The 15,637-nt window shown below is 68.2% G+C and carries 17 protein-coding genes; 10 read left to right on the top strand and 7 right to left on the bottom strand.

The genetic code is table 11. From position 1 onward, the window contains the following. Window positions 1–26: 26 nt before the first annotated feature. From A5658_RS29215 to A5658_RS15920, 3 genes are all read right to left on the bottom strand, one after another. Window positions 27–878, bottom strand: coding sequence for a PE domain-containing protein (locus A5658_RS29215; protein WP_067336948.1), 852 nt, complete (start codon window positions 876–878; stop codon window positions 27–29). A 198-nt stretch (window positions 879–1,076) separates the two neighbouring features. Further along, complete coding sequence (locus A5658_RS15925) at window positions 1,077–1,817, bottom strand: hypothetical protein (RefSeq protein WP_067336945.1); 741 nt, start codon at window positions 1,815–1,817, stop codon at window positions 1,077–1,079. Between the two features lie 26 nt (window positions 1,818–1,843). Further along, the gene (locus A5658_RS15920; protein WP_067336942.1) at window positions 1,844–2,152 is read right to left on the bottom strand and encodes a hypothetical protein; all 309 of its coding nucleotides are present in this window, start codon (window positions 2,150–2,152) and stop codon (window positions 1,844–1,846) included. 150 nt (window positions 2,153–2,302) lie between these two features. Between A5658_RS15920 and A5658_RS15915 the strand changes: the two genes are divergently transcribed. Beyond that, on the top strand, window positions 2,303–2,542 hold the full coding sequence (locus tag A5658_RS15915) for a hypothetical protein (RefSeq protein ID WP_067336939.1): 240 nt from the start codon (window positions 2,303–2,305) through the stop codon (window positions 2,540–2,542). A gap of 8 nt (window positions 2,543–2,550) precedes the next feature. Here the strand turns inward: A5658_RS15915 and dapD are convergent, their stop codons facing one another. Next, on the bottom strand, window positions 2,551–3,504 hold the full coding sequence (gene dapD / locus A5658_RS15910) for a 2,3,4,5-tetrahydropyridine-2,6-dicarboxylate N-succinyltransferase (protein WP_156751493.1): 954 nt from the start codon (window positions 3,502–3,504) through the stop codon (window positions 2,551–2,553). 25 nt (window positions 3,505–3,529) lie between these two features. Between dapD and dapE the strand changes: the two genes are divergently transcribed. After that, window positions 3,530–4,603 (top strand): succinyl-diaminopimelate desuccinylase, encoded by a 1,074-nt coding sequence (dapE, locus tag A5658_RS15905; RefSeq protein ID WP_067336933.1) that lies wholly within the window; start codon window positions 3,530–3,532, stop codon window positions 4,601–4,603. Here dapE and A5658_RS15900 read toward each other — a convergent pair. Then, complete coding sequence (locus A5658_RS15900; protein WP_197503139.1) at window positions 4,600–6,693, bottom strand: AAA family ATPase; 2,094 nt, start codon at window positions 6,691–6,693, stop codon at window positions 4,600–4,602. The two genes, dapE and A5658_RS15900, sit on opposite strands and share 4 nt — an antisense overlap. 84 nt (window positions 6,694–6,777) lie before the next feature. Between A5658_RS15900 and A5658_RS15895 the strand changes: the two genes are divergently transcribed. The 7 genes from A5658_RS15895 (at window position 6,778) to A5658_RS15865 (ending at window position 12,363) form a co-directional block, all read left to right on the top strand. Continuing rightward, entirely contained in the window at window positions 6,778–7,323 is a 546-nt protein-coding gene (locus A5658_RS15895; protein ID WP_231997339.1) for a TIGR00730 family Rossman fold protein, read from the top strand. 33 nt (window positions 7,324–7,356) lie between these two features. After that, window positions 7,357–9,138 (top strand): long-chain-acyl-CoA synthetase FadD6, encoded by a 1,782-nt coding sequence (fadD6, locus tag A5658_RS15890; RefSeq protein WP_067336927.1) that lies wholly within the window; start codon window positions 7,357–7,359, stop codon window positions 9,136–9,138. 178 nt (window positions 9,139–9,316) lie between these two features. Continuing rightward, window positions 9,317–10,141, top strand: coding sequence for a dihydropteroate synthase (folP, locus tag A5658_RS15885; RefSeq protein ID WP_156751496.1), 825 nt, complete (start codon window positions 9,317–9,319; stop codon window positions 10,139–10,141). Further along, the gene (locus A5658_RS15880) at window positions 10,138–11,121 is read left to right on the top strand and encodes a glucosyl-3-phosphoglycerate synthase (RefSeq protein ID WP_067336920.1); all 984 of its coding nucleotides are present in this window, start codon (window positions 10,138–10,140) and stop codon (window positions 11,119–11,121) included. The genes folP and A5658_RS15880 overlap by 4 nt, the downstream gene beginning before the upstream one ends. A 67-nt stretch (window positions 11,122–11,188) precedes the next feature. Beyond that, window positions 11,189–11,524: a DivIVA domain-containing protein gene (locus A5658_RS15875; protein WP_067336917.1), complete on the top strand. Its 336-nt coding sequence runs from the start codon at window positions 11,189–11,191 to the stop codon at window positions 11,522–11,524. Then, window positions 11,517–12,092: a DNA-3-methyladenine glycosylase I gene (locus A5658_RS15870; RefSeq protein WP_067336913.1), complete on the top strand. Its 576-nt coding sequence runs from the start codon at window positions 11,517–11,519 to the stop codon at window positions 12,090–12,092. Before A5658_RS15875 ends, A5658_RS15870 begins: the two co-directional genes overlap by 8 nt. A 103-nt stretch (window positions 12,093–12,195) precedes the next feature. After that, complete coding sequence (locus A5658_RS15865) at window positions 12,196–12,363, top strand: DUF3117 domain-containing protein (RefSeq protein WP_003406247.1); 168 nt, start codon at window positions 12,196–12,198, stop codon at window positions 12,361–12,363. 35 nt (window positions 12,364–12,398) lie between these two features. Here A5658_RS15865 and glgA read toward each other — a convergent pair whose 3' ends face one another. Then, a complete protein-coding gene (glgA, locus tag A5658_RS15860; RefSeq protein WP_067336909.1) occupies window positions 12,399–13,562 on the bottom strand; it encodes a glycogen synthase in 1,164 nt (387 codons plus the stop codon). A 168-nt stretch (window positions 13,563–13,730) separates the two neighbouring features. Between glgA and glgC the strand changes: the two genes are divergently transcribed. Continuing rightward, the gene (gene glgC / locus A5658_RS15855; protein WP_067336906.1) at window positions 13,731–14,945 is read left to right on the top strand and encodes a glucose-1-phosphate adenylyltransferase; all 1,215 of its coding nucleotides are present in this window, start codon (window positions 13,731–13,733) and stop codon (window positions 14,943–14,945) included. Between the two features lie 12 nt (window positions 14,946–14,957). On the opposite strand, the gene A5658_RS15850 is transcribed toward glgC, so the two are convergent. Beyond that, a complete protein-coding gene (locus A5658_RS15850; RefSeq protein ID WP_067337024.1) occupies window positions 14,958–15,632 on the bottom strand; it encodes an isoprenylcysteine carboxylmethyltransferase family protein in 675 nt (224 codons plus the stop codon). Between the last annotated feature and the right edge of the window lie 5 nt (window positions 15,633–15,637).

The raw sequence follows: 15,637 nt of genomic DNA, 5'->3' as shown, positions 1-15,637 counted from the left end.
ACCTGTTCTCTCGTGGGCGTTTAGGGCTAGACGACGGTCGGCTTAGGCATCACGGTGGGCTTGACGCCGTAGCGCGGCGCGCCGACGCCGAGGCCACCGCGCTGCGTGGACGCCACCGACGGGGCACCGGCGGGCAGGGTGTTGACCTGTCCGGCGTGCGCGGTCGGGCCGGCCCAGCTGGCTGCCGGCATCGTGGTGGGCGCCGGGTTGACCGCTGCGGGCGCACCCGCGGCCCAGGCCGGCGGCACCGACATCGCGCCGATCGACGGGGCCTGACCGACGCCCGCCGTCACCGCCGTCGCGCCCAGTCCGCCGGCGCCGGCGGGGGCCGCCGCAGTCGCCGGTGTGGCGGTGAGCGCGCTCAACACGCTGATGTCGGACGTCGTGTCGACCGCGCCGGTCGGGGCGTATTGGCCTTGTGCGAGGTCGAACATGTCCGACGACGCGGCGGAGACGTTCTGTGCCCAGTTGAACGGCGTGCCGATGGCCGCGCCCGCGTTGGAGGAGATTCCCGAGTCGCCACTAGCGGCCGACGAACCGCCTCCGGTGAGCGAATTGAGCAGTCCTGTCAGCGAATTGGATCCGGTAGTGGCCTGGTTGGTCGACTCGGCGTCGCCGTAGGAACCGGCGTTGGAGTCGAGTGTGTCGACCAGCATCTGATGTACCGTTTCGGCTTGCTTGCTGACCTGTTGGTACCAGGTGCCGTACGCGGAGAACTGCATGGCCTGCATCGCCGACACGCCGTCCGCCGCAGCGGGAGTCACGTCGGAGGTGGGGGTCGCCGCGGCCGCGTTCTGAGCGGCCATCGCGGTGCCGAGGTGTTGCAGTTTGGCCGCCGCAGCCAGCAACGCCGGCGACTGCGTGGTTACGAAAGACACGGTTTTTCTCCTCTGTAATTGCGTGACGAAGGACAAGGATCGAGGGCGTGGTTGTCAGCCGGCCTCCTGAGGTGTTGTGCGGGAACAGCTTTGGGACGACGCATTCCCGAATCGGGCGCCGCGGACACGCGGCGTGGAGATCGTTGACGACTTCTTAACGGCGGGCCGACCGGCAGCCGCCATCGCGTGCATGCCGTCTCAGTGGTCGTTTCGCGGTGGCGGTGCGACTCTGCCGTCGTTGAACCACGCGATTTTGGCGAGCCAGGATCGGGCGGAGCCATAGGCGAAGCCGACCGCGCCCAGGCATGCGCACAACCAGACCGGCAGCGTGATGTCGATACCGGCCTCGGCCGTCGTGACCTGAATTACGGTCGCTGCCAACCCGAATGCGGCCGAGATCAGGTACAGGGTGGCCGTCACGGTCGAGCGAGGATCGTTGCGCACGATCAGCATGACTCTGGCCGCGTAGCCGAACAGATACACCAGCAGAATCCCCAACACGATCCAGTAGGCGCCGAACCATGCGGTGCTGACGTGCGCCGGAAACAGATCGGGGTGGTATGACTCGTCCGCGGCGAAGAACACCGCGACGAGTGCCGGAACGCCCAGCCACAATGGTGCTTCGATATGTCGCCGGAAGATTCGGCGCCATTGCTGGCTGTCCCCGAGTCGTGCAAGCCCGTGCTCGACAATGGCCGCGGCCGCGAACATCAGGCAGATGTGGCCGATGAGGTCTTCGATGTTCCAGTACCCGAAGACGTGGTGCAGCGGCGGGCCGAGAGTCTCCGACGCCCACGGTGACATCAACAGCACGGCACAGCCTTGCAGGGCGATGTTGAGACTCGCGTCGGCTTCCCAGCGGGAGCGCCAGGTGTGCCGGCGGATCCACAGGCTGGAAAAAACGACGATCAGGGTGGCGATGATGAGTGCGGACATCATTGTCGCGAGCGACTCCTCTGCGGCGATCAGACTGGCGGTTTACCCGGATCGGGGCGGAGGTCACGCAGTTTCGGGAGGGCACGCGTCGATGCCAGGTATTCGATGACCGTCTCGTGCTGGATCAGGCCGAACCGGACAAGCAGGTCGACGGGATTCAACCGCAGATATTTCGCCGCCTTCAGCAGGCTGTCGGCAGTGACCAGCCGACCTTCGCGTACCGCCTTGTAGTACGCCGATTTGCGGTAGCCGAACGCCTCGTAAACCTCGGTGGCCGCAAGGGGGCGGCCGACGAGGTACGGCAGCACGACGGCAGGATCCTTATCGGAGTCGTCCATGAGTAGACAATAACCCGGATCCGTAGACGCACAGCAACATTACAGGACCAATAGCTACATTTCACTACTTTGGTTCACTTTAGTGAACTAACGTCCGACATCGGAGTCTGACGCCCCGCCTGAGCGGCGGGTGGTGGAAATGGGGCAGCAGTGCAGACAATCGCGCGGCGGGCCGCGATCGCGGCGATGGGAACGTTGGTGATCATCGGCTCAACGGATGCTGTGCCACGGGCCACCGCGGGGGGACCGGAATGCGTGGCCGACGCCGCAGTTCAATGTGCCGACCAGGCGCAGGCCGTGCAGCCGGACCCGCACGCCGGAAAGCACCTCACGATCTCCTGCCAGCCGGCGAGGATCGGAGCGTTCTGCACCAAACGATGGGTGCCCTGAGCGAACTACTAGTTGGCGTGCAGGTCCTCGTTGAGCGCGATCCCGCGGCCGTCACGCGACACCACCTCCACCGCGCCGGTCAACGAGTTGCGGCGGAACAGCAGATTGCTGCTACCGGCTAGCTCGCGGGCTTTGACCGAATTGCCTTCGGGCAGCATGACTTTCGTCCCGGCAGTGACGTACAGGCCGGCTTCGACGACGCAGTCGTCGCCCAGCGGGATGCCCAACCCGGAATTCGCGCCGAGCAGGCAGTGCTTGCCGAGCGAAATCACCTCGGTGCCACCGCCGGACAGCGTTCCCATGATCGAAGCCCCGCCACCGACGTCGGAGCCGTCGCCGACCACCACGCCCGCCGAGATGCGGCCCTCGACCATCGAGGCACCCAAAGTGCCCGCGTTGAAGTTGACGAAGCCCTCGTGCATCACCGTCGTGCCCGAAGCCAGATGCGCGCCAAGGCGCACCCGGTCGGCATCGGCGATGCGTACACCACTCGGCACGACGTAGTCGACCATCCGCGGGAACTTGTCGATGCCGTAGACGGCGACCGGTCCGCGGCGGCGCAGTCGCATTCGTACCGTCTCGAAATCCTCGACGGCGCAGGGCCCGTGGCTGGTCCACACCACGTTGGTCAGCACCCCGAACAGCCCGTCGGCGTTGAGACCGTGCGGAGCCACCAGGCGATGCGAGAGCAGGTGCAGCCGCAGATACCCGTCGTAGGCGTCGACGGCTTTGTCGTCGAGCGAGCCGATCACCGTGCGTACCACCACGGTTTCGACGTTGCGATCGTCGTCGCGGCCGGCCAGCGCCGCCAACTCGTCGGGCACCTCGGCCACCGACAACCGCGTCGTGCCGGTCTCGCCCGCCTCGATCAGTTCCGGTGCGGGGAACCAGGTGTCGAGAACCGATCCATTGGCGGCCACGGTCGCAAGGCCGATACCTGAAGCTGCAGTCACGGGTCCCACGCTACCCACCCACTACGCTGAGACCGTGCTGGACCTACACGGTGACCCGGTCGAGCTGACGGCTGCTCTGGTCGATATTCCCAGCGAGTCGCGGCACGAAGAGCGCATCGCCGCCGAGGTCGAGGCCGCCCTCCGGACCCAAACTCCCCCTTCTGTGGGCTGGGAGATCCTACGCAACGGCAACGCGGTGCTGGCCCGAACCGCGCTGGGCCGCCCCACCCGGGTGTTGTTGGCCGGTCACCTCGACACCGTCCCGGTGGCCGGCAACCTGCCCAGCCGCCGCGACGCCGAGTCGCTGCACGGTTGCGGCACCACCGACATGAAGTCGGGTGACGCGGTCTTCCTGCATCTGGCCGCGACCGTCACCGAGCCGGCGCACGACCTGACCCTGGTGTTCTACGACTGCGAGGAGATCGAGTCCTCGGCAAACGGTTTGGGTCGCATCGAACGCGAATTACCCGAATGGCTTGCCGCGGACGTGGCGATCCTGGGCGAGCCGACCGGCGGCTACATCGAAGCGGGTTGTCAGGGCACACTGCGAGTTGTGGTGAGCGCCAATGGAACTCGCGCACACTCCGCGCGAGCATGGCTGGGGGACAACGCGATTCACAAGCTGGGGGCGGTGCTACAGCGCCTCGAGAGTTACCGGCCCCGCGATGTCGACATCGACGGATGTGTCTACCGCGAGGGGCTGTCGGCGGTACGCATCGACGGCGGGGTGGCCGGCAACGTGATACCCGATGCCGCGTCGGTCACAGTGAACTTCCGTTTCGCGCCGGACCGGTCGGCGCAGGCCGCGCTGCAACACGTCCACGACGTGTTCGACGGCCTCGACGTGCGGATTGAGCAGACCGACTCCGCTGCCGGAGCGCTGCCGGGCCTGTCCAACCCGGCGGCTAAAGGCCTGGTCGAGGCGGCCGGCGGGCAGGTGCGGGCGAAGTACGGCTGGACCGACGTGTCCCGGTTCGCGGCCCGCGGCATCGCCGCGGTCAACTACGGACCCGGTGACCCCAACCTTGCGCACACCCGCGACGAGTCGGTGCCCATCCACCAGATCACCGATGCCGTGACCATGCTTCGGGCCTACCTGAGCAGCTAACCGCGCTGCGCCTGGACTCTGGCATCGGCGGCCGCGGGATGCAGGCCCCGATCGGCCAGGTCGGCCGCCACGTCGGCTAGCGCCGCGGCGTCACCGGCGGCCAGCGCCCGGGCGTGTGCCAGCGTCAGTCGTCCCAGCACGCAGTCCACTTCGCCGGCCAGCCGACCGGCCCGCTGCACGGCGCGGACATCGCCGAGGCGCGTCGCGTCCTGCAACGCACGCAACGCGATCGCCGACTGTCCGCCGCGCTCGGCGGTCTGGATCGCTTCGCGCGCGGCTTCGATCGCGCCCGCGGTGTCGCCGTGCGCCGCCTTCGACCACGCCTTGGCCAACGCCAACTCGGGAGCGAACAGCGACGACTTGAGCCCGTGCAGCGACTCGGCCCGGCTGAAAGCCATTGCGGCGCGCTGTTGTTCGCCCTGCTGGCCGAACGCCTGGGCCAGCAGCATCAGCGACAGCGGGCCCCAGGAATATCCGGTGCGGGCCAGCGGGCCGGCGGCCCGGCTCAGCAGCGTCACCGCGGCGTCGAAATCACCCTGCGCGATCGCGACATAGCCCACCAGCGTCTCGCCGATCGCCCGGCCCGGCTGCTGCAGCTCGGCGAAGTCGGTGTAGCGCTGGGCCAGCGTGCGGGCCTCGGCCAGCCGGCCTGCCATCATCAGCGCGGTGATCCGGCCGAAGCCGCTGGTGAACCGGAGTAGCCCGGGATGGTCGGCGGCGGTCGCCCGGCGGGCCAGCGCCTCGACGTCGTCGAATTGGCCGGTGCGGGCCGAGCTCAGCGCCGCCGCCGAGGCCGCCCATCCGATGGCAACCCCGTCGGCGTGCGGTGACGCCAGCACCTCGTTGGCGATGCGCAGGGTCCGCAGCGGCGTGCCGGAGTTCATCGCGAACGTCGCCGTCAGCGCGTCGAGCGTCGCTTGAGCGCCCAGCGAGTCGACCCGGTTGCGGGTGGTTTGCAGAAACGCGGTCGCCTGCGCTGGTTCGCCGAGCATCCAGAACTGGTTGGCCGCCCGCGGCAAAGCCCACGCCATCAGCTCGGGCGGCGACAGCTGGTCGGGGTCGACGGCACTCAGCGCGGCATCGGCTTCACGTCCGCGGCCCTGCCAGGCCAGCGCGTAGCCGAGCGCCAACCGTGCGGCCAGCCCCTCGGAGCGATCCAGTGCCGCCCGTGCGAGGTGTTCCGCCAGCGTGAGTTCGCCGAAGCGCAGCGCTTGCTGGGCCGCGCTGACCAGCTCGATGTCGGGGGTGTCGCCGGGAGCGTCGGTGCCGACGGCCAGCGCCGCGAGCCGCAGCTGATCGCCGACGTGATCACACGGGCCCGCCGCGAGCCGCTCGACCAGTGACGTCCGCACCGCCCGCGCCGTGTCGGGCGCCAGCGCCGCCCGCGCGCGGGCCGTGTAGAGCGGATGGGCGGCGTAGACCATCGCGGCGTCGTCGACCATCACCGCACCGGTGGCTTCGGCCTGCCCGACGGCGTCCTCGCCGGCCAACGCCGTCAGGTCGTCGCGCCGCAGCGGCTCGGCCAGCGCCAGGAAGTCCAGCGTCGTGCGCGCGGCCGCGGGCAGTCCGGCCAGGTAGTCGTCGACCCGGCCCGGCAGTGCTGCCGCCTCGTCCGGCGCGCCGACCTCGACCCGGTTCAACAACCCGTCGGCCCACAACGCCTCGACCGCTTCGGGCACCTCGGCACCGGATCGGACCGTGACGATCAGCCGCGCCGACCCGCTCAACGCCAGCTGGTAGACCAGCGTCGCGGACAGCCGGTCGAGGTAATGGGCGTCGTCGACGACGAAGAGGCTCTGCTCTCCGGTAAGCCTGTCCTGCGCGGCCCGTAGCAATTCGGCCGGTCGGGCGGTACCGCTGACGTCGATGCCGGCCAGCAGCGCGCGAAAGGCGCCGAAGGGAATGGCGTGCTCGGTGGCGGTGCCGACCACCCAGCGGGCGGCGGGCGAGGCGGCGCGGCGGGCGAGGACGGTTTTGCCGACGCCGTCGGCGCCGAGGATCACCACGCCGGCCCGCTGCGGATCGTCCAGGGCGGCGACGACGTCGCGCAGTACGGCCTCTGGCGGCGCGGCAGCCCAAGCACTTGGCACGGCCGGATTTTATGGCGCGCACACCGGGCCGCATGCGGTTAGGCCCAAATGCGCTTGGCGGCAAGGGTGGTCTACGTTTCGTGTGTGTCTCGTCCATGGGCGGTCTGCGTGTACTGCGCCTCCGGGCCCACGCATCCGGAGTTGCTGGCGCTGGCCGCCGAACTCGGCGAGGCGATCGCCGACCGCGGCTGGACCCTGGTCTGGGGTGGCGGCAATGTCTCGGCGATGGGCGCGCTGGCCACCGCCGCCCGCGCACGTGGCGGCTGGACCGTCGGTGTCATTCCCAAGATGCTGGTCCGGCGCGAGGTCGCCGACCACGACGCCGACGAGCTGATCGTCACCGACACCATGCGCGAGCGCAAACAGATCATGGAGGACCGCGCCGACGCGTTCATCACGTTGCCCGGTGGCATCGGCACGCTCGAGGAGTTCTTCGAGGCCTGGACCGGGGGGTACCTCGGCGTACACGACAAGCCGCTGGTGATGCTGGATCCCGGTGGCCATTACGACGTCCTGCTCGCGTGGTTGGCCGGGCTCGTCGACTCCGGATACGTGTCGCAGATCGCGATGGATCGGCTGGCGGTCGTCGACAAGGTCGCGGCGGCCGTGGCGGCCTGCACACCCCGCTGAGGGCATTTGCTGCGCATCGCTAGGCTGGCCGCCATGCCGGAACACAACTCGGGTGCCCACAAGTCGGTCGGGCTGCTCGACATCGCAACCCAGCTCCCGAGTCTGCTGGCCGACACCCCAGTGATCGTCCGCGGGGTGGTTACCGGGCTGCTGGCGCGGCCGACGTCCAAGACGTCGATCGGCAAGGTGTTCCAGGACCGGGCCGCCAAGTTGGGCGACAAGGTGTTCCTCCGGTTCGGCGACCAGCAGCTGTCCTACCGCGAGGCCAATGAAACCGTCAACCGCTACGCGGCCGTGCTGGCGGCTCGCGGCGTCGGCCGCGGCGACGTCGTCGGCGTCATGCTGCGCAACTCGCCCAACGCGGTGCTGATGATGTTGGCCGTGGTCAAGTGCGGTGCGATCGCCGGGATGCTCAACTACCATCAGCGTGGTGACGTGCTGGCCCACAGCCTGGGCCTGCTGAACGCCAAAGTGCTTGTCGCCGAAGCCGATCTCATCGAAGCGGTGGACGAGTGCGGCGGCCTGGAGATCGAACCGACCACCATCGAGGAGATGGAGCGGCTGGCGGCCACCGCGCCGACCACCAACCCGCCGTCGGCGTCGGCCGTGCTGGCCAAGGACACTGCGTTCTACATCTTCACGTCGGGCACCACCGGCCACCCGAAGGCCAGCGTGATGACCCACAAGCGATGGCTGGCGGCGCTGGCCGCATTCGGCGGACTTGGCTTGCGGCTCAAGGGTTCTGACACCCTGTACAGCTGTCTTCCGCTGTACCACAACAACGCTTTGACCGTCGCGGTCGGATCGGTGATCAATGCGGGCGGGACCTTGGCGCTGGGCAAGTCGTTCTCGGCGTCGCGGTTCTGGGACGAGGTAATCGCCAGTGAAGCAACGGCTTTCATCTACATCGGCGAGATCTGCCGCTACCTGCTCAACCAACCGGAAAAGCCGACCGACCGGTCGCACAAGGTGCGGCTGATCGCCGGCAACGGGCTACGGCCGGAGATCTGGGACGAGTTCACCTCGCGGTTCAGCATCGCCCGGGTGTGTGAGTTCTACGCCGCCAGCGAGGGAAACACGGCCTTTATCAACATGTTCAACGTGCCGAAGTCGGCCGGGTGTGCGCCGATGCCGACGGCCTACGTGCAGTACGACACCGACACCGGCGCGCCGCTGCGCGGCGCCGACGGTCGCGTGCAGCGGGTGCCCACCGGTCAACCCGGTCTGCTGCTCAGCCCGGTCACCCGGCTGCAGCCGTTCGACGGTTACACCGACCCGAGCGCGAGCGAAAAGAAGTTGGTGCGCAACGCTTTCCGCGATGGGGATTGCTGGTTCAACACCGGCGACGTGATGAGCCCGCAGGGCATGGGCCACGCCGCGTTCGTCGACCGCCTCGGCGACACCTTCCGGTGGAAGGGCGAAAACGTCGCCACCACCGAGGTGGAGCGGGCGCTGGCGTCCAACAAGGCCGTCGAGGAATGCACCGTCTTCGGTGTGGAGATCCCCCGCACCGGTGGCCGCGCCGGAATGGCGGCGGTCAAGCTGCGCGAGGGCAGCGACTTCGACGGCAAGGCCATGGCCGAGACCGTCTACAAGGAATTGCCGGCGTACGCCATGCCGCTGTTCGTGCGACTGGTGGATTCGATGGAACACACCACCACGTTCAAGAGCCGCAAGGTCGACCTGCGCGAGCAGGGCTACGGCGCCGACGTCGAGGACCCGCTGTACGTGCTGGCCGGCCGCGACGAGGGCTATGTGCCGTTTTACCCCGACTATCCCGACGATGTCGCGGGCGGCAAGCGGCCGCAGGGCTAGGCACCAGAAGTCACTCGAGCACCTTCTCCTGGGTGCCACTCTTCTTTGAAATCGTGATCGCATGCGATATCACGGCGGCGCGTGAGGCTGCTGAGCGCTCGTTGATGCCAGCAGGCACCATGGTCTAGTGCAGTCCACCCTGTGCGGTCGCCCGGTGAGCGGCCAGCGCGCGCTGATCATGGCAATCGTCAACCGCACCCCGGACTCGTTTTACGACCGCGGCGCCAACTTCGCCGACGACGCCGCCCGGGCGGCCGTGCACCGCTTCATCGCCGAGGGCGCCGACGTGGTCGATGTCGGCGGCGTGAAGGCGGGCCCGGGGGAGCGCATCGACGCGCAGGCCGAAATCGCCCGCGTGGTGCCGTTCATCGAGTGGCTGCGCGACGCCTATCCCGACCAACTGGTCAGCATCGACACCTGGCGGTCGGAGGTGGCCCGGCTCGCGTGCCGGGCGGGCGCGGATCTGATCAACGACAGCTGGGGCGGCTATGATCCCGCGATGCCCGAGGTAGCGGCCGAATTCGGCGCCGGACTGGTGTGTTCGCACACCGGCGGTGCGCGGCCGCGGACACGTCCGTTCCGGGTCAGCTACGGAACCAGCACCCGCGGGGTGGTCGACGACGTGATCGGTGAGGTCAGCGCGGCGGCGCAGCGGGCTGTCGCCGCCGGGGTGGCTCGCGATCGCATTCTGATCGACCCGACGCACGATTTCGGCAAGAACACCTTCCACGGGTTGGCGCTGTTGCGGCACATGGAAGATGTCGTTAACACCGGGTGGCCGGTGTTGATGGCGTTGAGCAACAAAGATTTCGTCGGGGAGACTCTTGGGGTGGAGCTGACCGAACGGCTGGAGGGAACTCTGGCCGCGACCGCGCTGGCCGCTGCGGCGGGGGCCCGGATGTTCCGGGTGCACGAGGTCGGGCCCACCCGACGGGTGTTGGAGATGGTGGCGTCGATACACGGGCAACGCCCGCCGGCGCGCACGGTGAGAGGACTGGCATGACGGCATCTGAGCTGGTCGATCTCGCCGCCGAGGGAGCGCTCGCGGCGGCGCCCGGCGACATCTGGCTGGCCGACCGGAGCTGGACCCGTCCGCAGTGGACGGTCGAGGAGCTGGAACTGGCCAAGGCCGGCCGAACCGTTTCCGTGGTGCTGCCCGCCCTCAACGAGGAAGACACCGTCGAATCGGTGATCGAGAGCATCTCACCGCTGGTCGGCGGGCTCGTCGACGAGCTGATCGTGCTCGATTCGGGATCCACCGACGACACCGAGATCCGGGCGATCGCCGCCGGAGCCCGCGTCGTCACCCGCGAGCAGGCGTTGCCCGAGATCGCGCCCCGGCCGGGCAAGGGCGAGGTGTTGTGGCGTTCGCTGGCGGCCACCAGCGGGGACATCGTCGTCTTCGTCGATTCGGACCTGATCGAGCCGCACCCGATGTTCGTGCCGGGGCTGCTGGGCCCGCTGCTCACCGAGGACGGCATTCACCTCGTCAAGAGCTTTTATCGGCGGCCTTTGAACATCGGGGACGCTCCCAGCGGCCGCGAGGGCGCCACCGGCGGCGGCCGGGTCACCGAACTGGTCGCGCGTCCGCTGCTGGCGGCGCTGCGCCCCGAGCTGGGCTGCGTATTGCAACCGCTGGGCGGCGAATACGCGGCCACTCGCGAGCTACTGACATCGGTGCCGTTCGCGCCCGGTTACGGCGTCGAGATCGGCCTGCTGGTCGACACCTACGACCGGTTGGGGCTCGACGCCATCGCCCAGGTCAACCTCGGCGTGCGGGCACACCGCAACCGTCCGCTGGCCGAGCTGGGTCCGATGAGCCGGCAGGTCGTCGCGACGCTGCTGTCGCGCTGCGGCATCCCCGACTCCGGCGTCGGGCTGACCCAGTTCTTCGTCGACGGTGACGGATATACGCCGCGCACCTCGGCGGTGTCGCTGGCCGACCGGCCGCCGATGAACAGCGTGGCGGGTCGCCACCGATAGGCCCGGTCGACCCCGCCGCTAACAGGTCTGCACTCCGTCGTCGGACCCATAGGGCAATATCGGTGCCGTGGCGTTGGTGTTGCTGTACGTGGTGGTCTTGGTCCTGATCGCGATCGTGCTGTTCGGCGTGGCCAGCCTGCTGTTCGGCCGCGGCGAGCCGCTGCCGCCGCTGCCCCGCGGGACCACGCCGACGGTGCTGCCGGCCTCCGGTGTCACCCGCTCCGACGTCGAGGCGGTGAAGTTCACCCAGACGCTGCGCGGATACAAGACCAGCGAGGTGGACTGGGTGCTGGAAAGGCTCGGCCAAGAGCTCGACCTGCTGCGCGGCCAGCTGTCGTCCGTGCATGCCGCGGCCGCCACCGACGCAGCGCCCCAAGACGCGGACGACGGTGACCATGAGTGACGACGGCCTGATCCGGTGCGACTGGGCGGTCGGCAAGCCCGGCAGCGCCGACTTCCAGCTCTACCTCGACTACCACGACAACGAATGGGGTCGGCCGCTGCGCGGCCAGATCCCGCTGTTCGAGCGGATGAGCCTGGAGGCTTTCCAGAGCGGCCTGTCCTGGCTGATCATCCTGCGGAAACGGGACAATTTCCGGAAGGCGTTCGCCGGTTTCAAGCCCGAGAAGGTCGCGCGGTTCACCGACAAAGACGTGGCCCGACTGATGGCCGACGAAGGCATCGTCCGCAACCGGGCCAAGATCGAGGCGACAATCGCCAACGCCCGCGCCGTCGCGGAGGTAGGCGACTTGTCGGAGTTGCTGTGGTCATTCGCTCCAGCGCGTCGAGTCCGGCCCGCGACGCTGTCCGACGTCCCGGCCGTTACGCCGGAATCCACCGCAATGGCACGCGAATTGAAGCGCCGGGGGTTCCGCTTCGTCGGCCCCACAACCGCCTACGCACTGATGCAGGCGACCGGGATGGTCGATGATCACGTGCGGTCATGCTGGGTGCCTCCGACGGCTGCCTGAAACGCCGAGCCGGAGGTCATGTTCAGCAATCCACGCGGATAGGGAACAATGGAGTGGTGAATGTGCAGTTGACGGGCCAGCTCGAATTCGGAGGGAGCGCTCGATGGCGGCGATGAAGCCCCGGACCGGTGACGGTCCACTGGAAGCGACGAAGGAGGGGCGCGGCATCGTGATGCGGGTACCGCTAGAAGGCGGTGGCCGACTCGTCGTCGAGCTGACACCAGATGAAGCCGCTGCACTGGGCGACGAACTCAAAGGCGTCACGAGCTAGCAGCCCGCCGCATCACTTGCACGTGACGCCCGGCGTTATGTGCACACTTTCTGGTAGATCTCGAAGGTCTGCTGTGCGATCTGCGCCCAGGAGAACTCCGCGATGCAGCGCTGCCGTCCCGCATGGCCGTAGCGCTCCGCGAGTTGCCGGTCGGCGACCACCGCGTTGACCGCCTGCGCGATCCGGCTCTGGTAGCCCGCCGCATCACCCGCGTCGTAGTGCACCAGCGAACCCGTCACCCCGTCATCGACCACCTCGGGTATGCCGCCGACGTCGGACGCGACCACCGCCGTACCACATGCCATCGCCTCGAGGTTCACGATCCCCAGCGGCTCGTACACCGACGGGCAGACGAAAACCGCTGCCGCCGAGAGTATTTCGCGAATCTTGGCGATCGGCAACATTTCCCGGACCCAGAACACCCCGGAGCGCGCATCGGCCAGCGCGGCGACTCCCTGGCGCACTTCGGCGGCGATTTCCGGTGTGTCGGGCGCCCCCGCGCACAGCACCAACTGCACGCCCGGATCGAATTGGTGGGCCGCGGCTAGCAGGTGCGAGACGCCCTTCTGCCGGGTGATCCGCCCGACGAACGCGACGATCGGTCGGCTGCGATCGACGCCGAGGTCGGTCAGCACCGACGCACCCGCGGCCGGCTCGACGGGATACCAGACGTCGGTGTCGATTCCGTTGCGTACGACGTGAACTCGGCCCGGATCGACCGTCGGGTACACGCGCAAGACGTCGTCCCGCATGCCCGAGCTGACGGCGATCACCGCATCGGCGGCGTTGACCGCGGTGTGCTCGACCCAGGACGAGATCCGGTAGCCGCCGCCGAGTTGCTCGGCCTTCCATGGCCGCAGCGGCTCCAGCGAGTGCGCCGTCAGTACGTGCGGCACGCCGTGCAGCAGCGACGCCAGATGCCCGGCCATCCCGGCGTACCAGGTGTGGGAGTGGACGACGTTGGCGTCCGCGGCGGCACTGGCCATCGCCAGATCGGTCGACAGCGTCGACATCGCCGGGTTCGCTCCGCGGAGTTGGGGGTCGGGCTGATAGGCGAACGCCGCGGGTCGCGGCGCGCCCTGGCAGTGCACGTCGACGCGGCACAGGTTGCGTAGGTGCGCGACGAGCTGGGTCACGTGTACCCCGGCTCCGCCGTAGACCTCCGGCGGATACTCCCGAGTCATCATCGCCACGCGCATATCCGGCACCGTAGTAGTCGCCACCGAACACCGCAGGGGCCGACCCCTCGCCGACATGTGAGTACCGTCTCGTCGCAACGATCCAAATTGGTTGATGGACAGTCCCTCAGCGTGGGTATTCCTGGGTTTGATCTGGCAGGGGTTCACGACGGCCGTTAGGTTTGACGCATGAGGGAAGCGCCGCACGTGCTGGGCATTGTCCTGGCCGGGGGTGAGGGTAAGCGGCTGTACCCGTTGACCGCCGACCGGGCCAAGCCGGCCGTTCCCTTCGGCGGTGCGTATCGCTTGATCGACTTCGTGTTGTCCAACCTCGTGAACGCCCGCTATCTGAGGATCTGCGTTCTCACGCAGTACAAGTCGCATTCACTGGACCGTCATATCTCGCAGAACTGGCGGCTGTCGGGCCTGGCGGGTGAGTACATCACGCCGGTCCCTGCTCAGCAGCGACTCGGTCCGCGCTGGTACACCGGTTCGGCTGACGCGATCTATCAGTCGCTCAACCTGATCTACGACGAGGATCCCGACTACATCGTGGTTTTCGGCGCCGACCACGTCTACCGGATGGACCCCGAGCAGATGCTCCGCTTCCACGTGGAGAGCGGGGCCGGCGCGACGGTGGCCGGCATCCGGGTGCCGCGCGCGGAGGCGAGCGCGTTCGGCTGCATCGACGCCGACGAGTTCGGGCGCATCCGCGGCTTCATCGAGAAGCCCGCCGATCCGCCGGGCACTCCCGACGATCCGGACGCCACGTACGTCTCGATGGGCAACTACATTTTCACCACCAAGGTGCTCATCGACGCGATCCGCGCCGACGCCGACGAGGATCACTCCGATCACGACATGGGCGGCGACATCATCCCGCGGCTCGTCGCCGACGGCCGGGCCGCCGTCTACGACTTCAACGACAACGACGTGCCGGGTGCCACCGACCGCGACCGCGGTTACTGGCGCGACGTCGGGACGCTAGACGCGTTCTACGACGCCCACATGGACCTGGTGTCGGTGCATCCGGTGTTCAACCTCTACAACCGGCGCTGGCCGATCCTGGGCGCTTCGGAGAACCTGGCGCCGGCCAAATTCGTCAACGGCGGCTCGGCCCAGGAGTCGGTCGTGGGCGCGGGCAGCATCATCTCGGCCGCGTCGGTGCGCAACTCGGTGCTGTCGTCGAACGTCGTGGTCGACGACGGCGCGATCGTGGAGGGCAGCGTGATCATGCCGGGCGCGCGGGTCGGCCGCGGCGCCGTGGTCCGGCACGCCATCCTGGACAAGAACGTCGTGATCGGGCCCGGCGAAATGGTCGGGGTCGATCTGGAGAAGGACCGTGAGCGCTTCGCGATCAGCGCCGGCGGCGTGGTCGCCGTGGGCAAGGGCATCTGGATTTAGCTCCGCGACGCGTCACCACACGTAAGGCAGCAACCGGTAGCGCACTCGCTCGGTGTACTCGCGATACCCACTGAGTTCCTCGGTCAGTAGCTCTTCCTCGTCGCGAATACGCAGCACCAGCACCGGTACGCCGAGAGCCAGCAGGAACAATCCCCAGTACGAGCCGAGGGCCAGCGGGACGCCGAGCAGCAGCGCCACGTTTCCGGTGTACATCGGATGGCGCACCAACCCGTACAGGCCGGTCGAGGCCAGCGTCTGGCCTTCCTCGACACGGACATTGGCTGCCGCGTAGCCGTTTTGGATGATCACCAGCATCGCCACCGCGAGCCCGATCGCGACCAGCACGTCGCCGATCACCGACACCGGCACCGGTACCATCGACCATCCGTAGCGCCAGTCCAGGGCGCTGACGACGAATGTCGCCGGAAACGCGATGAAGATGACGGTGATGAGAATCCTTTGCAGCGGCCGGGTTTCCGCTTTTGGCCCAACCTGCATCCGCCGTTCGAGTGCGGCCGGGTTCGTGCGTAGCAGATACACCGTGGGGATCCAGGTGGACAGCGCGAACACCGCGAGGAACACCCAGCCCTGCCAGTAGTGCGTGGTGCCGGCCGGCACGAACAGCAGCAACCCGAAAGCGGTCAGGCCGAGCGTGGCCGAAAGCAGGCCTTTGACAACAGTTTTCATCGTGA

This window comes from Mycobacterium sp. 1245111.1 (assembly GCF_001673405.1).
Lineage (GTDB): Bacteria > Actinomycetota > Actinomycetes > Mycobacteriales > Mycobacteriaceae > Mycobacterium.
This window is presented reverse-complemented; position numbering and strand designations above follow the sequence as displayed.